Consider the following 14,903-nt stretch of genomic DNA (forward strand, 5'->3'; position numbering starts at 1 on the left):
CAACATCACCAAGTGGTGCCTGAGCGTCTCGCGCTGTGTCGGGGTCAGCCAGTGGGGCGTGGGCGACGCGGACTCCTGGATCCCGGGCACCTTCTCCGGCTACGGCGCCGCCACCATGTACGACAACAACTACCAGCCCAAGCCCGCGTACACCTCGACGCTCAACGCACTCGGCGGCACCGCTTCACCCCCGCCGAGCAGCACCCCGCCGTCGTCCAACACCCCCTCCGCGCCGGCTCCGAGCGGCGGCAGCAGTACGGGCGCGTTGCACGCGGTCGGTGCGAGCAAGTGCCTGGACGATCCGAACAGCACCAGGACGCCGGGCACGCAGCAGCAGATCTACACCTGCAACGGACAGGCCAACCAGACCTGGACCCGCACCCCCTCCGGCGCGGTGACCATCACAGTCGGCGGCAGCACCTTGTGCCTGGACGCGAGTGGCCAGGGCACGACTGCGGGCACGAAGGTGATCATCTGGCCCTGCAACGGCCAAAGCAACCAGCGGTGGAACTTCAACGCCAACGGCACCATCACCGGCGTGCAGTCGGGTCTCTGTCTGGATGTGTTCGGAGGCTCGACAGCGAACGGCGCTCTTGTCCAGCTGTGGGCGTGCAACGGCGGCAGTCAGCAGAAGTGGACGGGCCTGTCGGCCGGCCCGTCGTCGCCGAGCGCCACCTCTAGCGCAAGTGCCAGCGTCAGTGCGAGCCCGACCGGGAGCGGCTGCACCCTACCGTCGACGTACCACTGGACCTCGACCGGTCCGCTGGCGTCCCCTGCGAACGGCTGGGCCTCGGTCAAGGACTTCACCGACGTCGTCTACAACGGCAAGCACATCGTCTACGCGTCGGACGTCAACAGCTCGGGCAGTTACGGCTCGATGGCGTTCGCGCCGTTCACGAACTGGTCCGACATGGCGTCGGCCACCCAGACCGGGATGAGCACGGCCGGGGTGGCGGCCACCCTGTTCTACTTCGCGCCCAAGAACATCTGGGTGCTGGCCTCCCAGTGGGGCGCCTGGCCCTTTAGCTACCGCACCTCCAGCGACCCGACCAACCCCAACGGCTGGTCCTCGCCGCGGGCGCTGTTCACCGGCAGCATCGCCAACTCCAGCACCGGCCCGATCGACCAGACCCTGATCGGCGACGGCACGAACATGTACCTGTTCTTCGCCGGAGACAACGGCAACATCTACCGCGCCAGCATGCCGATCGGGAACTTCCCGAGCAGCTTCGGCTCCAACTACACCACGGTGCTCAGCGACTCTCGGAACAACGTGTTCGAGGCGGTCCAGGTGTACAAGGTCGCGGGGCAGAATCAGTACTTGATGATCGTTGAGGCGATCGGTGCGAACGGGCGCTACTTCCGTTCGTACACGGCCAGCAGCCTGAGCGGTTCCTGGACCCCGCAGGCCACCAGCGAGAGCAATCCGTTCGCCGGCAAGGCCAACAGCGGCGCCACCTGGACCAACGACATCAGCCATGGCGACCTGGTGCGTAACAACCCCGACCAGACCATGACCATCGACCCCTGCAACCTGCAGTTCCTCTACCAGGGCAAGGACCCCTCCGCCAGCCAGTCCTACAACCTGCTGCCCTGGCGGCCGGGCGTGCTGACCCTCCAGCATTAGCCGCTGACCGATCACCTCGCCCGCGTCGCACCGGGCTGCCAAAGCACGTCACCGACCGTGCCCAGGTTGGCGGCGCGGGCGAGGATGAACAGCAGATCTGACAGCCTATTGAGATACTTCGCGGTGAGCGCGTTCATCGTGTCGCCGTGCACGTCGAGCGCCGACCATGCCGAGCGCTCGGCGCGGCGGGTGACGGTGCGTGCGACGTGGAGGAGGGCCGCGCCAGGGGTGCCGCCGGGGAGGATGAACGAGCGCAGCTTCGGCAGGTCCTCGTTGAAGCGGTCGCAGTCGCGCTCCAGGCGGTCGATGTCCTGCTGCTCGACCCGCAGCGGCGGAAACTCGGGGTTCTCGACCACCGGGTTGCACAGGTCGGCCCCGACGTCGAACAGCTCGTTCTGGATCCTGAGGAGGACGGTCGTGATCTCCACCGGAAGGCCGCCCAGCGCGACGGCCACGCCGATCGCCGAGTTGGCCTCGTCAACGTCCGCGTAGGCGATCAGACGCGGGTCGTTCTTGCTGGTCTTGCTCATGTCGCCGAGGTTGGTCGTGCCGTCGTCGCCGGTGCGGGTGTAGATCCGGGTCAGGTTCACCATGTCGGCACTTTAGCCGCCTTCATTCCGCGCTGTAGGCCGGGACATCGGAGGCTCAGCGGCGCCAGGTAGGCTGCGAGCGTCGGTTACCACCGAGTAGTGGCGTCAGGCGACGTGACACGTCACGAGCGGGTTCTGTCTCCGGCGCAGGTGAACGCAGACACACATGCATGCATCGAGATGAAGGAGCGTGGCAGGGTGGCCAAGCAGCTCGCCGTGATCGGAGCGGGCCTGATGGGGTCCGGGATCGCCCAGGTGTCGGCGGTGGCGGGGTACGACGTCGTGCTGCGCGACGTGACACCCGAGGCCCTCGCCCGGGGGATGGCCGGAATCGAGGCCTCGCTCGGCAAGTTCGCCAGTAAAGGCAAGATCTCCCGGGACGACGCGGACGCGGCGCTCGGCCGGATCACCACGACCACCGACCTCGGCGCGGCCGGGGAGGCCGACATCGTGGTCGAGGCGGTGTTCGAGGACATCGAGGTCAAGCACGCGGTGTTCCGCGAGCTCGACAAGATCTGCAAGGACGGGGCGATCCTCGGCACGAACACCTCCGCGCTGCCGATCACGCAGGTAGCGGCGGTCACCGAGCGGCCGGAATCGGTCGTCGGAACCCACTTCTTCTCGCCGGTGCCGATGATGGCGCTGTGCGAGCTGGTGCGCGGCTATAAGACCTCTGACGAGACGCTGGCCGCCGCCCGCGCCTTCGCCGAGGAGGTCGGCAAGACCTGCGTCGTGGTGAACCGGGACGTGGCCGGCTTCGTCACCACCCGGCTGATAACCGCGCTGATCGTGGAGGCTGCGCACCTGGTGGAGACGGGTGTGGCCACCGCCGAGGACATCGACCTGGCCTGCAAGCTCGGCTTCGGGCACGCGATGGGCCCGCTGGCCACCGCCGACCTGACCGGCGTGGACATCATCCGCAACGCGGCCCGCAACATCTACACCGAGACGCACGACCTGAAGTTCGCGCCGCCGGAGTTGATAAACCGGATGGTGACCGCGGGCGCCCTGGGACGCAAGACCGGCAAGGGCTTCTACGAATACGAGGGCTGAGAGCGTCGGAGACGGGTGGTCCTCCTCCGGCCATGCGCGGCAGGACGCGGACCCCAAGCTGTCGCCAGCACAAAAGGGCTCCGGGAGCGCGGATTGAGTGTCCGCGCTCCCGGAGCCCTGAGGTTGGTGCGGCGGCCGGGGAGGTGGCGGTCCGTCAGCCGCGGGCGGCGGCGTCGAGAGCCTGTCCGCGCAGCGTCCGCAACGTGCCGTCGCGCTGCTCCAGCAGCAGGCGGCGCAGCGGGGCCGGAACCCTGGCCTCGTCCTCGGCGAGCACCGCGTCCACCGCGTCGACGATCCGCTGCTCCACGATCAGGTACGGATACAGGCCGTTGACCAGCAGCTGCGCCATGTGCGGAGTGCGCTTGGCCCACAGGTCCGCGACGATCGCGAAGAACTTGTCCGCGTAGGGCGCGAGCAGTTCTCGCTGGTCCGGCTGCCGGAAGCCGAGCACGACCGCCATCAGCGTCTCGTTGGGCAGCTCGTCAGAGTCCACCATCGACGCCCAGGCCGCGGCCTTCGCCTCGACGGTCGGCATCGCCGCGCGGGCCGACGCCGCGTGGCGCTTGCCCGCCGCGGTCGGGTCCCGCTCCTCCTCCGCCGCGATCTGGCTCTCCGGAGCGCGACCGGTCGCGGCCAGCCGGTGCAGCAGCGCCCAGCGCAGCTCGGTGTCCACGACCAGGCCCTCGACCTGCTCGGTGCCGGCCAGCAGCCCGGAGATCAGGTCCAGGTGCTCGGTCGAGCGGGCCACCGCGGCCAGAGCGCGGGCCCAGGACAGCTGAACGTCGCTGCCGGGCTGCGCCGCGAGCAGCTGTGCGTGCGCGAACGAGGCCCACTTCGCCGCGCCCTCCTCGCGCCAGGACGGAGCCGCGTAGAGGTCGATCGCGGTCTTCGCCTGCCGCTGCAGCGACTGCAGCACGCCGATGTCGGTCTCGCGCGGCGCGCCGGAGATGACCAGCGCCACGTAGTCGCGCGCGGGCAGTTCCGCGTTGCGGACCATGTCCCAGGTCGCGACCCAGCTCAGCGCGCGCGGCAGTGACTCGGCGAACTCGCCGATGGAGTCGACCAGGGTGCCTACCGAGCGCTCGTCGAAGCGGATGCGCGCGTAGGAGAGGTCGTCGTCGTTGAGCAGCACCAGATCCGGCTGCTTGACGCCGACCAGCTCCGGCACCTCGGTCAGCGCGCCGTCCACGTCGAGCTCGATCCGGTGCACCCGCACCAGTCCCTCGGGCTTGCGGTCGTAGAGGCCGACCGCGATGCGGTGCGGGCGCAGCGTCGGGTAGTCGGCTGGTGCCTCCTGCGCGATCGCGAAGCTCGCGAAGGCGCCGGAGTCGTCGAGGGTGAACACCGGGCGCAGCGTGTTCGGGCCGGCCGTCTCCAGCCACGCCTTCGACCACGCGCCCAGGTCGCGCCCCGACGCCTCCTCCAGCGCGCCGAGCAGGTCCGAGAGCCGCGTGTTGGCCCAGGCGTGCCGGCGGAAGTAGGTTCGCAGACCGCTGACGAACGCCTCGTCGCCGACGTAGGCCACCAGCTGCTTGAGCACCGAGGCGCCCTTGGCGTAGGTGATGCCGTCGAAGTTGACGTACACGTCCTCAAGGTCGCGGATCTCGGCCACGATCGGGTGCGTCGAGGGCAGCTGGTCCTGCGCGTAGGCCCAGGTCTTCTCGACGTTCGCGAAGGTCGTCCACGCGCCGGCCCAGCGGGTCGCGTCGGCCTGGCAGCGCACCGAGGCGTAGGTGGCGAACGACTCGTTCAGCCACAGGTCGTTCCACCACTCCATGGTGACCAGGTCGCCGAACCACATGTGCGCCAGCTCGTGCAGGATCGTCTCGGCGCGGCGCTCGTAGGCCGCGTCGGTGACCTTGGAGCGGAAGACGTAGTCCTCCCGGAAGGTGACGCAGCCCGCGTTCTCCATGGCGCCCGCGTTGTATTCGGGCACGAACAGCTGGTCGTACTTCGGGAACGGGTAAGGCAGGTCGAACAGCTGCTGGAAGTAGTCGAAGCCCTTCTTGGTCACGTCGAGGATCTCCTCGGCGTCCAGGAACTCAGCCAGCGACTTGCGACTCGCCACGGCCATCGGGACGACCGTGCCGTCAGCCGAGGTGTAGGTGTCGCGCACCACGTGGTAGTCGCCCGCGACCAGCGCCGTGATGTACGTCGAGATCCGCTCGGTCGGCGCGAACCGCCACACCGCGCGCCCGTCGCCCAGCGGCTCGGGTTCCGGGGTCGGCGAGTTGGAGAACAGCTCCCAGCCCTCGGGCGCGGTCACCGTGAACTGGAAGGTGGCCTTCAGGTCCGGCTGCTCGAAGTTCGCGTACACGCGCCGCGCGTCCGGCACCTCGAACTGGGTGTAGAGGGAGACTCCGCCGTCGACAGGGTCGACGAAGCGGTGCAGGCCCTCGCCGGTGTGGCTGTAAGCACAGGTCGCCCGGACGGTCAGCACGTTGTCCGCGGCCAGGTCGTCCAGCGCGATGCGCGAGTCGGCGAACACCGCCGCCGGATCCAGCGCGCGGCCGTTCAGCACGATCTCCTCGACGCTCGGCGCGACCAGGTCGGCGAAGGTGGCGGAACCGGGCTGCGCGGAGAAGCGCACGACGCTGGTGGACGCGAAGGTATCTGGTCCGGTGGTCAGATCTAGCTCGACTTCGTAGGACGAGACGGACACGAGGCGGGCCCGTTCGGCCGCCTCCTCGCGGGTGAGGTTGGTACCGGGCACTTTGCTGCACGGCTCCTTACGCGTAGATGCTGAATTGGTGTCTCGATCCTCGCACGGGAGGCCCTGTTCGGGCGTCGCGGAATCGATGCGGACGGCTTACTGTTCGCAAGGCTAAACGCTGTGCCCCCCGTCGTTGAGTTAGCCCCGTCGTCGAGTTAACGCTGCATCGAGCGGCACCGTGTTGGGTGAATGCCGCGTAGCGTAATTGAGGGAGACTGTAGTGACCGAGCGTGAGGACGCAAGGGCCGTCGCCGACTTCTGGTTCGACCCGCTCTGTCCGTGGGCGTGGATCGCCTCGCGGTGGATCCTGGAGGTCGAGCAGCTGCGGCCGGTGGACGTGCGCTGGCATGTGATGTCGCTGGCCTATCTGAACCAGGGCCGCGACCTGCCGGAGAACTACCGCAAGATGATGGACACCGCCTGGGGCCCGGTACGCGTGTGCATCGCTGCCGAGCAGAAGCACGGCAGCGAGGCGCTGCTGCCGTTGTACAACGCGCTCGGCGAGCGCAGGCACCACCAGAAGCAGGAGTTCACCCGCGAGGTCATCGTCGCGGCGCTGGAGGAGGCCGGGCTGCCGGCCGAGCTGGCGGACGCCGCCGAGTCCACCGAATACGACGAGGCGCTGAAGGCCTCGCACCACCAGGGCATGGACCAGGTCGGTTACGAGGTCGGCACGCCGGTGATCTCGGTCAACGGCGTGGCGTTCTTCGGCCCGGTGGTCTCGCCGATTCCGCGCGGCCAGGACGCGGCCAAGCTGTGGGACGGCGTGCTGGCGGTCGCCGGTACCGATGGGTTCTTCGAACTCAAGCGGACGCGCACCCGCGAGCCTATCTTCGACTGAGCTTTCCGCGAACTAAAGTGACGAAGGGTTCGTCCCGCTCGCGGGACGAACCCTTCGCCGTCATAGCCCTTGACAGGCCCCTGCGTCAGACGCGGGTGCGCTCCGGCTCGGAGTCGGTCGCGTCGTCCGGCGCGACCGCGCCGCCACCACTGACCAGAACGGCGCCGTCGGTCTCACGCAGCGCCGGCGACGGCTCGACCCGCAGGATCCGCGCCGCCCACACCGGCATCCACCAGTTCCACCGGCCGAACAGCGAGATCAGCGCCGGGACCAGCAGCGCGCGCACGACGGTCGCGTCCAGCAGGATGCCGGCGCCGAGCGCGGTGGCGAAGATCTTGATGTCCGTGTTCGGGGCCGACCCGAGCGCCGCCATCGCCAGGAACAGGATCAGCGCGGCCGAGGTGACCAGGCGTCCGGTGCGGCCGATGCCGGTGACCACCGCCCGCGGCGTGGAGCCGGTCTGGTCGTACTCCTCGCGCATCCGGGCCAGGATGAAGACCTCGTAGTCCATCGAGAGCCCGTAGAGGAACGCGAAGACCATCAGCGGGATCCAGCCGGTGATCGCGCCGGTCGCCGGGATGCTCCAGATCGCGTTGGAGCCGTAGCCCTTCTGCCAGATCAGCACCAGCGCGCCGTAGACCGCGGCCAGCGAGAGCAGGTTGAGCAGCACCGCCTTGAGCGGCAGCACGATCGACCGGAACGCCCGCGCGAGCAGCACGAAGGTCAGCAGCCCGAGCAGCACCAGCATCAGCGGGAAGTTGCCGTAGACCGCGTGGATCATGTCCACCTCGACCGTGCCGATGCCGCCGATCATCGCGCCCGGCACGGCCGTGGCCAGCGCCCCGCGCAGTGCCCGCGTCGTGTTCTCGCCCTCCGTGCTCGTGCCCTCCGGGCTCGGCACGGCCAGCACGAGCGAGGAGCCGGGCCGGCTCCAGGCCGGTCCGGTGGGCGCGGTGGCGAAATCGATGCCTGAGACGCCGGCCGCGGCGCTCGTCGCGGTCTGCGCCGAGGCCGACTTCGGCACGTAGATCTCCAGCGGCGTCAGCACGCCGGTCGGGATGTTCGCGTCGCGCAACAGGACCACGGCGTCGTGCGCCGGGCCGCTCTGCGAAAGCGAGTCCGAGGACGGGTCGCCGATCTTCAGACCGGCGGTGTTGATCGCCAGCGCGCCGAGCACCACCAGCGCGCCGATCGCCGCGATCCAGCGCCGCCGCACCACGAACCGCGCCCACGCGGTCCAGCTGCGTGAGGCCTTGTCCTCGTGCCGGATGCGCGGCCAGTCCAGCCGCTTGCCGATGCCGGAGAGCAGCGCCGGGACGAGCGTCAGCGTCACGCACACCGACACCAGCGGGATGATCATGCCGCCGTAGCCGATCGAGCGCAGGAACGGCACCGGCAGGATCACCAGCGCGAGCAGTCCCAGCGCGACCGTGACGCCGGAGAACGCGACAGCGCGGCCGGCCGTCGCCATCGCGCGGTGCACCGCGGTGTCGTTGTCATACCCGTGGGCCAGCTCCTCGCGCCAGCGGGTGACCAGCAGCAGCGAGTAGTCGATCGCCACGCCGAGCCCGATCAGGCCGACCAGGAACTGCACGATCATCGACACCGAGGTGATCTCGGTGATGCCCAGGATCGCCAGGAACGCGGTCAGCACCGAGACCGCGGCGACCAGCAGCGGCACCAGCGCCAGCAGCGAGGCGAAGACGAACAGCAGCACGGCCAGCGCGCCGATGCCGCCGAGCAGGATCTCGTTGAGGATGCTCAGGCCCTTGCCGGACCCCGAGCCGTTGTTCTGCAGCGGCTGCTCGCCGGTGATCAGCACGGTCGAGCCGGCCGGAAGCGCGGCCGTCAGCTTCTGCTGCGCGGCGGCCGAGATCTGGTCCTGGAACTGGCCGTTGGCCATCCCGCCGCCCCCGGGCGTGAAGATCAGGGCGAAGGTTGTGCGGCCGTCCGAGCCGATGAACTTGGGGTCGTGGGTGTTCGCATAGTCCGCCACCCGCGCCTGCGGGATGCCGTCCAGCGAGCTGAACGCCGCGGTCACCCGCGGATCGGTCGCCGAGACCCCGGCCGGCAGCTTCACGACGGGAACCAGCGGCGTGGCCATGCCCCCGTTGCCGTACTCGGCGACGATCGCCTGGTTGGCCACGTAGCTCGGCTGGCCGGGCATCGAGAACGTCTTGTCGAGATGGTTGGCCAGCGTGCTCGACGCGGCGATTCCGGCGATGAACGCCACAACCCACAGGCCGTAGATCCATTTGCGGTGGGTGGTGACGAACGTCGAGAGCCTCTCCATGGAGCCCGATCCCCTCCTACTCCCGTGATCACGCGCCGCTTCTGCGCGCGGCGCACTATCCGAGAGCGAACCAGGGGCGCCTGGTTGGGCACTGTGTGGTTCCTGTGAGAGTCCTGTGAGAGTTGTCGCAGGTGTCGAGGGGGCCGCGGCGGCATGGTTCACGGAGGATTCATCCGGCACCGATCGGGTGCCCTCGACTGGCAGGCGCACCGTGAAGACCGCGCCTCCGCCGGGAACCGACCGCACCTCGGCCGTGCCGCCGTGCGCCTGCGCCACCGACGCCACGATGGAGAGTCCGAGCCCTGAGCCGCCCGCGCCGTCACCCCGCTTTCGCGACGCATCCGCACGATAGAAGCGCTCGAAGACCTTCGCCTGCTGCTCCTCGGTAAGGCCCGGTCCGGCGTCGGCGACCTCGACGATCGCGGTGTCATCCACCCTGCGCACAATGATCGAGACCGGCGTGCCCGGCGGCGTGTGGGCACGCACGTTCGAGAGCAGATTCGCCAGCACCTGTCGCAACCGATCGGCATCGCCGCAGACCTCGACGCGCGGCACGGACCCCCGATCGACCGGCTCGCTCCCCTGATCGACGCGCACGGTCACCTCGACCGGCCACTGCGGCCCGGCGGCCTGGGAGTCGCGGGCCGCGTCGCGCGCCAGCGCGCCGAGGTCCACCGCGCCGCGGCCGAGCGGACGGCCCGAGTCCAGCCGTGCCAGCAGCAGCAGCTCGTCGACCAGCACGCCCATGCGCGCCGACTCGGACTCGATCCGCCGCATCGCCAGCGCCAGATCCTCGGGCCGGGAGGCCGCGCCGCGCCGAAACAGCTCCGCATAGCCGCGGATCGACGCGAGTGGCGTGCGCAGTTCGTGAGACGCGTCAGCGATGAAGCGACGCAGGCGTTCCTCCGAGGAGCGCTGTTCGCGGAAGGCCCGTTCCAGCCGCGCCAGCATCGCGTTCACCGAGGCGCCGACCCGCCCGACCTCGGTCACTCCGTCCGAGGGATCGACGCGGCGGTCAAGCTCTCCGGCGCCGATCGCGACGATCTGGTCGCCCATCTGCTCGAAGGGTTTGAGGTTGCGCTTGATCCGGCGATTGGCCATCACGCCGACCAGCCCGAAGGCCAGCAGCCAAGCCGCGACCTCGATGATCGCGATGGCGTGCATCGACGCGTTGAGATCGGACTCGGTCATGCCGAGTACCAGGTAGCCGCGTCCGCCGGGCAGCCGGGAGGCCCGCAACCGGTATGCGTAGCCGGGATGCACGTTGCTGATCGAGTCGACGCTGAGCAGCACGGCACCGTCGTGCTGCGCTCCAGAGCCCGGTGGGCCGAGCGGCAACGTCTTCGGGACCAGCGGTTGCGGGCCGCTGGACGCGGAGAACACCACGCGGTCCGCCGGGTCGCGCACCTGGAAGAACATCGGCAGCAGCCCGGTGGCTGTGAGCATGTGCCAGTTCATCGTCGGGTTGGCGGCCTGCGTGCCGGAACTCTCGCTGGTGAAGTCCGGCAGCTTGCCCGGCGGCTGCATCGCGACGTAGGTGTCGAAGAGCTTCGCGGTGGCGTTGAGCTGCGTATCCAGCCGATCCTGAAGCACGGTGTGCACCGCGAAGAACGTGCCGATAGCGGCAACGGTCAGACCGAGCGCGAGCCGGGTGAGCAGGGTGTGCAGCAGCCGCTTGCGCAGCGTGCGGGCGCGGCGCAAGTGCAGCAGGCGCAACCGGCGCCAGATCCCGGAGGGGCTGGGGAGCCCTGGCCGGCGCATGGTCACTCCTTCGGCAGCCGCAGCGAATATCCGACGCCGCGGACGGTGTGGATCAGCGGCGGCCGGTCGCGATCCACCTTCTTGCGCAGGTAGGAGATGTACGTCTCGACCACGTTGTCGCCGCCGCCGAAGTCGTACTGCCACACGTGGTCGAGGATCTGTGCCTTCGACATCACCCGGCCGGCGTTGACCAGCAGATAGCGCAGCAGCTTGAACTCGGTCGGGGTCAGGTCCAGTGTCGCGCCGGAGCGCCGGGCCTCGTGCGCATCCTCGTCGATGATCAGATCGGAGTACTCCAACCGGGCGTCTTCCAGCTCGGGACGCGTGCGCCGCAGCACGGCGCGGATGCGCGCTATCAGCTCGTCGAGGGAGAACGGCTTGGTGACGTAGTCATCCCCGCCGACCGTCAACCCGGTGATCTTGTCCTCGGTCGCGTCGCGCGCGGTCAGGAAGACGACCGGCAGCTTCACTCCCTGCGAGCGCAGCCGTCCGCACACCTCGATCCCGGTGTAATCGGGCAGCATCACGTCGAGGACCGCGAGGTCGGGGGCGAACTCGGCGGCCTTGCTCAGCGCCTCGCGGCCGGTGCCCGCCGTCGCGACCTCGAAGCCCTCGTAGCGCAGCGCGAGGCCGACCAGGTCGGTGATCGCGGCCTCGTCGTCCACGACCAGGATGCGCGCCTCAGGCTTGCCGTTCTGGCGCTCGCTCGTCACGTTCAGCCCCCTGTCGGAAATGCCGCGGCCCGGCACAAGGTATGCGCTTCCACTGTGCCGTACCTGGGGGCTTCCTGTGAGTCGCCTGTGGGGAGGTATCGCTCGCCGGCGACTCGCCATCGATCCGTCCGGGCTCGACGAGTGGTACCTCACAACGTCCCGGACCGGGATTTGTCGGCCGCGGCGATCGGGCGGCCGGTGGTTGATCACTAGCGTGGAGGCGACCGAGCCGAATCCGAGCTCACCGGATCGGCATCCGTTACTGAACCCGGGAGTCTTCATGGCTGTCGCCGTGCCCACCTCCGCCACCGACATATCCGCGCCGCGCCTCGTCCTCGCCGACCTGCTGCCCGGCCGCACCGCCTGGACGCGTTCGCTCGCCCTGGTCCTCGGCGGCGCGGTACTGACCGGTCTGGCCGCGCAGGTGTCCGTCCCCGCGCCCGGCTCGCCGGTCCCGGTCACCGGCCAGACCTTCGCCGTCCTGCTGGTCGGCGCCGCGCTCGGCCTGCGGCGCGCGGCGGCCTCGATGGCGCTCTACCTCGCGGCCGGCTTCGCGGGCGTGCCCTGGTTCGCGGGCGGCGCGACCGGCTCGATCCACGCGCCGACGCTCGGCTACCTCATCGGCTTCGTCCTCGCCGGTGCGTTCGTCGGGCGCTGCTCGGAATTCGGCGCGGACCGCTCACCATGGAAGACGGCGCTGACGATGGTGGCCGGCAACGTGGTGATCTACGCGGTTGGCGTGACGTATCTCGCATTCTCGCTGCATGTCACGGCCCGCGTGGCGATCTCGCTCGGCCTGACTCCGTTCCTGCTCGGCGACGCGCTCAAGATCGCCCTCGCCTCCGGCCTGCTGCCTGGCATCTGGCGGTTGCTCGGCCGCCGCTGACCGGCGGCTGCGGGCCCTGTCCGCACAGGCTGTCGGTTAAGTTCCGGCGCGGTGCCCGAGCGTGGGCACAGGATGGGAAACTGTGCCCATGCGAATCTTCCTCGGCTCGGACCACGCCGGCTACGAACTGAAGACCCGCCTGCTCGACCGGCTCAAGGAACTCGGCCACGAGCCGGTCGACTGCGGGCCGCACGAATACGTCGCCACCGACGACTACCCGCCGTTCGTGATGCGCGCCGCCAAGAGCGCGGCCGACGAGCCGGGCACGCTGGGCATCGTGATCGGCGGATCCGGCAACGGCGAGGTCATCGCGGCGAACAAGGTTCCCGGCGTGCGCGCGGCCCTGGTCTGGAGCGAGCAGACGGCCACCCTGGCCCGGCAGCACAACGACGCGAACGTCATCAGCATCGGCGGCCGGATGCACCCGATCGAGGAGGCGGTGCGCTTCGTCGAGCTCTTCGTCGCGACGCCGTTCAGCGGCGATCCGCGGCACGCCCGCCGCATCGGCATGCTCACCGAGTACGAGCGGACCGGAGAGCTGCCGCCCCTGCCCGCCGAATAGTCGGCGCCGGCTGGAAATCGCGGCGGGATGCGGCGCTGCGCCGGCACACCGCCTACCTCGGCTTCCGCGCACCACGTTGTCTCGCCGCAGGCTTGCAACTTAAGGCGCTGCTCGGCGCCGCTGTCACGGCGCCAGTTTCAGGAACGCCGTACTATCGCCGCACCGGCCGATCTTCACTCCGTCAGCGCAGCGCACGGCCGCTGAACTGCGCCGCGCGCTGCCTGAGATATTCACGTGCTCACTCGATCGGGTGATTGAATTGACGCCGCACTATGCCGAAGAGGCGCCGCGTGGTGACGCTGTGCGCACTGTCTCGATAGGGTCCCCTGCATGGCGGTGACGGCGTCGGTGGACCGCGCGGCGGGGGACCGGCCGCGCGCTCGGCCCCGTCGTGTCGCCGCTGTCGCCTTCTGGCTGCGGCACACGGCACCGCAGTCCGAAGCGTTCCTGCTGCCGGCGCTCATCGCGCTGGCCGCCGCGGTGGGCGTGCTGGCGCACTTCCACACCGTGTGGGTCCAGCCCTCCATGGTCACGCTGCCGCTGCTGCTCGGCGGCTTCATGCTGCGGTTCACCGCGCAGCTGGTGCTGCTGGTGGCCTCGGCGCTCGTGGTCGTCATCGACGCGCTCACCAGCCATCCGGCCCGCCCGACCCCGGGCACGATCCTGCTGATCGGCGCGACGGCGCTGATCGTGCTGGTCATGTCGCGCGAACGGGTGCGGCTCGGGGTGCGCGGCACCCGCGGCGAATCCATGCTCTTCGACCTGCGCGAGCGGCTGCGGGCGCAGGGACAGGTACCCCGGCTTCCCGAAGGCTGGCATCTGGAACTGGCCCTCAAGTCGGCCGGCGGCCAGTCCTTCGCCGGCGACTTCCTCATCGCGGCCCGCAGCGACGTCGAGACCCTGGACCCGGAGGGCGAGTTCCGCAAGGGACCCGGCCGCCTCCAACTCGGCCTTGTCGACGTCTCCGGCAAAGGCCTGCAAGCGGGCACGCGCGCACTGCTGCTCTCCGGCGCGTTCGGCGGCCTGCTCGGCTCGGTGCCCGCGCCGCAGTTCCTCGCCGCGGCCAACCGGTACCTGCTGCGGCAGGGCTGGGAGGAGGGCTTCGCCACCGCCGTGCACCTCGTGGTCGACCTGGAGACTGGCGATTTCGAGTGCTATAGCGCGGGCCACCCGCCGATCGCGCAGCTGGCCGCCGGCGCCGGCCGCTGGTCGCTGTGCGAGACGCCGGGCCCGGTTCTGGGCGTGCTGCCGGACGCCGAGTACAAGCCGACCCGCGGCCGCCTCGAATACGGCGACGGCCTGATGCTGTTCACCGACGGTCTCATCGAGCAGCCCGGCCAGGACCTCGCCATCGGCCTCGACCGGCTGCTCGGCGCCGCGGGAACCCTGCAGACGAAGGGCTTCTCAGGCGGCGCGGCCCGGATCGTGGACGCCGTCGCTCGCAAGACGAACGACGACCGCGCGCTGGTGCTCGTCTGGCGCACCCGCCCCACCAGCTAGCTCGTCGCCAGGCCGGGCCGGTGACACCGCCCGCGCGGCGACACCGCCTTTTCTAGGACACCCTTTCTAGGACACCGCCTTCAGCAGGGTGTTGCACTCCGGCCCGGCCGTCTGGGCACCGAAGTTGCCGCCGATCGCCAGCGCGGCGACCGCGAAGTCCCCGTGCACGGCGATGGTCCAGCTGTTCGGCGTCTTGCCCGTGCCGACCTCAGCGGTACCGGTCTTGCCGTACGCGCCGGGCTGGGTCAGCACGCCGGCCAGGGTGCCTGAGGCGACCACCTCGTGCATCAGCGTCTTGAGGTTGGCGTCGGTGTTCGCGGGCAGCGGCGTCAGTGCGAGCTGCGACGTCCCCGGTGCCAGGATC

10 protein-coding genes and 1 pseudogene are annotated in these 14,903 nt (G+C 69.8%); 6 read left to right on the top strand and 5 right to left on the bottom strand.

Translation table 11 applies throughout. From position 1 onward, the window contains the following. On the top strand, positions 1-1,627 hold a 1,627-nt coding region (locus VFA06_RS25920; RefSeq protein ID WP_349260181.1), incomplete at its 5' end, for a non-reducing end alpha-L-arabinofuranosidase family hydrolase. 11 nt (positions 1,628-1,638) lie between these two features. On the opposite strand, the gene VFA06_RS14075 is transcribed toward VFA06_RS25920, so the two are convergent. Beyond that, the gene (locus tag VFA06_RS14075) at positions 1,639-2,220 is read right to left on the bottom strand and encodes a cob(I)yrinic acid a,c-diamide adenosyltransferase (protein ID WP_324840993.1); all 582 of its coding nucleotides are present in this window, start codon (positions 2,218-2,220) and stop codon (positions 1,639-1,641) included. A 195-nt stretch (positions 2,221-2,415) separates the two neighbouring features. Here VFA06_RS14075 and VFA06_RS14080 point away from each other — a divergent pair, with 195 nt between their 5' ends. Next, positions 2,416-3,270, top strand: coding sequence for a 3-hydroxyacyl-CoA dehydrogenase family protein (locus tag VFA06_RS14080; RefSeq protein WP_324840994.1), 855 nt, complete (start codon positions 2,416-2,418; stop codon positions 3,268-3,270). 154 nt (positions 3,271-3,424) lie between these two features. On the opposite strand, the gene pepN is transcribed toward VFA06_RS14080, so the two are convergent. Further along, positions 3,425-5,983, bottom strand: a complete 2,559-nt coding sequence (gene pepN, locus VFA06_RS14085) for an aminopeptidase N (protein WP_324840995.1) — start codon at positions 5,981-5,983, stop codon at positions 3,425-3,427. Positions 5,984-6,203: 220 nt separating this feature from the next. Here pepN and VFA06_RS14090 point away from each other — a divergent pair, with 220 nt between their 5' ends. Next, positions 6,204-6,824, top strand: coding sequence for a DsbA family protein (locus VFA06_RS14090; protein ID WP_324840996.1), 621 nt, complete (start codon positions 6,204-6,206; stop codon positions 6,822-6,824). Between the two features lie 85 nt (positions 6,825-6,909). Here VFA06_RS14090 and VFA06_RS14095 read toward each other — a convergent pair whose 3' ends face one another. Together VFA06_RS14095 and VFA06_RS14100 are read right to left on the bottom strand one after the other, a co-directional pair. Next, entirely contained in the window at positions 6,910-10,878 is a 3,969-nt protein-coding gene (locus VFA06_RS14095) for an MMPL family transporter (protein ID WP_324840997.1), read from the bottom strand. Between the two features lie 2 nt (positions 10,879-10,880). Then, complete coding sequence (locus tag VFA06_RS14100; RefSeq protein ID WP_324840998.1) at positions 10,881-11,591, bottom strand: response regulator transcription factor; 711 nt, start codon at positions 11,589-11,591, stop codon at positions 10,881-10,883. 280 nt (positions 11,592-11,871) lie between these two features. Between VFA06_RS14100 and VFA06_RS14105 the strand changes: the two genes are divergently transcribed. The 3 genes from VFA06_RS14105 (at position 11,872) to VFA06_RS14115 (ending at position 14,539) form a co-directional block, all read left to right on the top strand. Beyond that, positions 11,872-12,477: a biotin transporter BioY gene (locus tag VFA06_RS14105; protein ID WP_324840999.1), complete on the top strand. Its 606-nt coding sequence runs from the start codon at positions 11,872-11,874 to the stop codon at positions 12,475-12,477. Positions 12,478-12,565: 88 nt separating this feature from the next. Continuing rightward, complete coding sequence (locus VFA06_RS14110) at positions 12,566-13,039, top strand: ribose-5-phosphate isomerase (protein WP_324841000.1); 474 nt, start codon at positions 12,566-12,568, stop codon at positions 13,037-13,039. 330 nt (positions 13,040-13,369) lie between these two features. Continuing rightward, positions 13,370-14,539 (top strand): PP2C family protein-serine/threonine phosphatase, encoded by a 1,170-nt coding sequence (locus VFA06_RS14115; protein ID WP_324841001.1) that lies wholly within the window; start codon positions 13,370-13,372, stop codon positions 14,537-14,539. A gap of 66 nt (positions 14,540-14,605) precedes the next feature. On the opposite strand, the pseudogene VFA06_RS14120 reads toward VFA06_RS14115, so the two are convergent. Continuing rightward, positions 14,606-14,903: pseudogene (locus VFA06_RS14120) on the bottom strand (penicillin-binding protein); the annotation flags it as partial.

The organism is Actinocrinis sp. (assembly GCF_035653575.1).
In the GTDB taxonomy this organism is placed as follows: domain Bacteria; phylum Actinomycetota; class Actinomycetes; order Streptomycetales; family Catenulisporaceae; genus Actinocrinis.

Excerpts from the sequence above, each read along its gene's own strand:
- VFA06_RS14075 (WP_324840993.1), bottom strand. The coding sequence starts at position 2,220 with ATGGTGAACCTGACCCGGATCTACACCCGCACCGGCGACGACGGCACG.
- VFA06_RS14095 (WP_324840997.1), bottom strand. The coding sequence starts at position 10,878 with ATGCGCCGGCCAGGGCTCCCCAGCCCCTCCGGGATCTGGCGCCGGTTG.
- VFA06_RS14105 (WP_324840999.1), top strand. The coding sequence starts at position 11,872 with ATGGCTGTCGCCGTGCCCACCTCCGCCACCGACATATCCGCGCCGCGC.
- VFA06_RS14110 (WP_324841000.1), top strand. The coding sequence starts at position 12,566 with ATGCGAATCTTCCTCGGCTCGGACCACGCCGGCTACGAACTGAAGACC.
- VFA06_RS14115 (WP_324841001.1), top strand. The coding sequence starts at position 13,370 with ATGGCGGTGACGGCGTCGGTGGACCGCGCGGCGGGGGACCGGCCGCGC.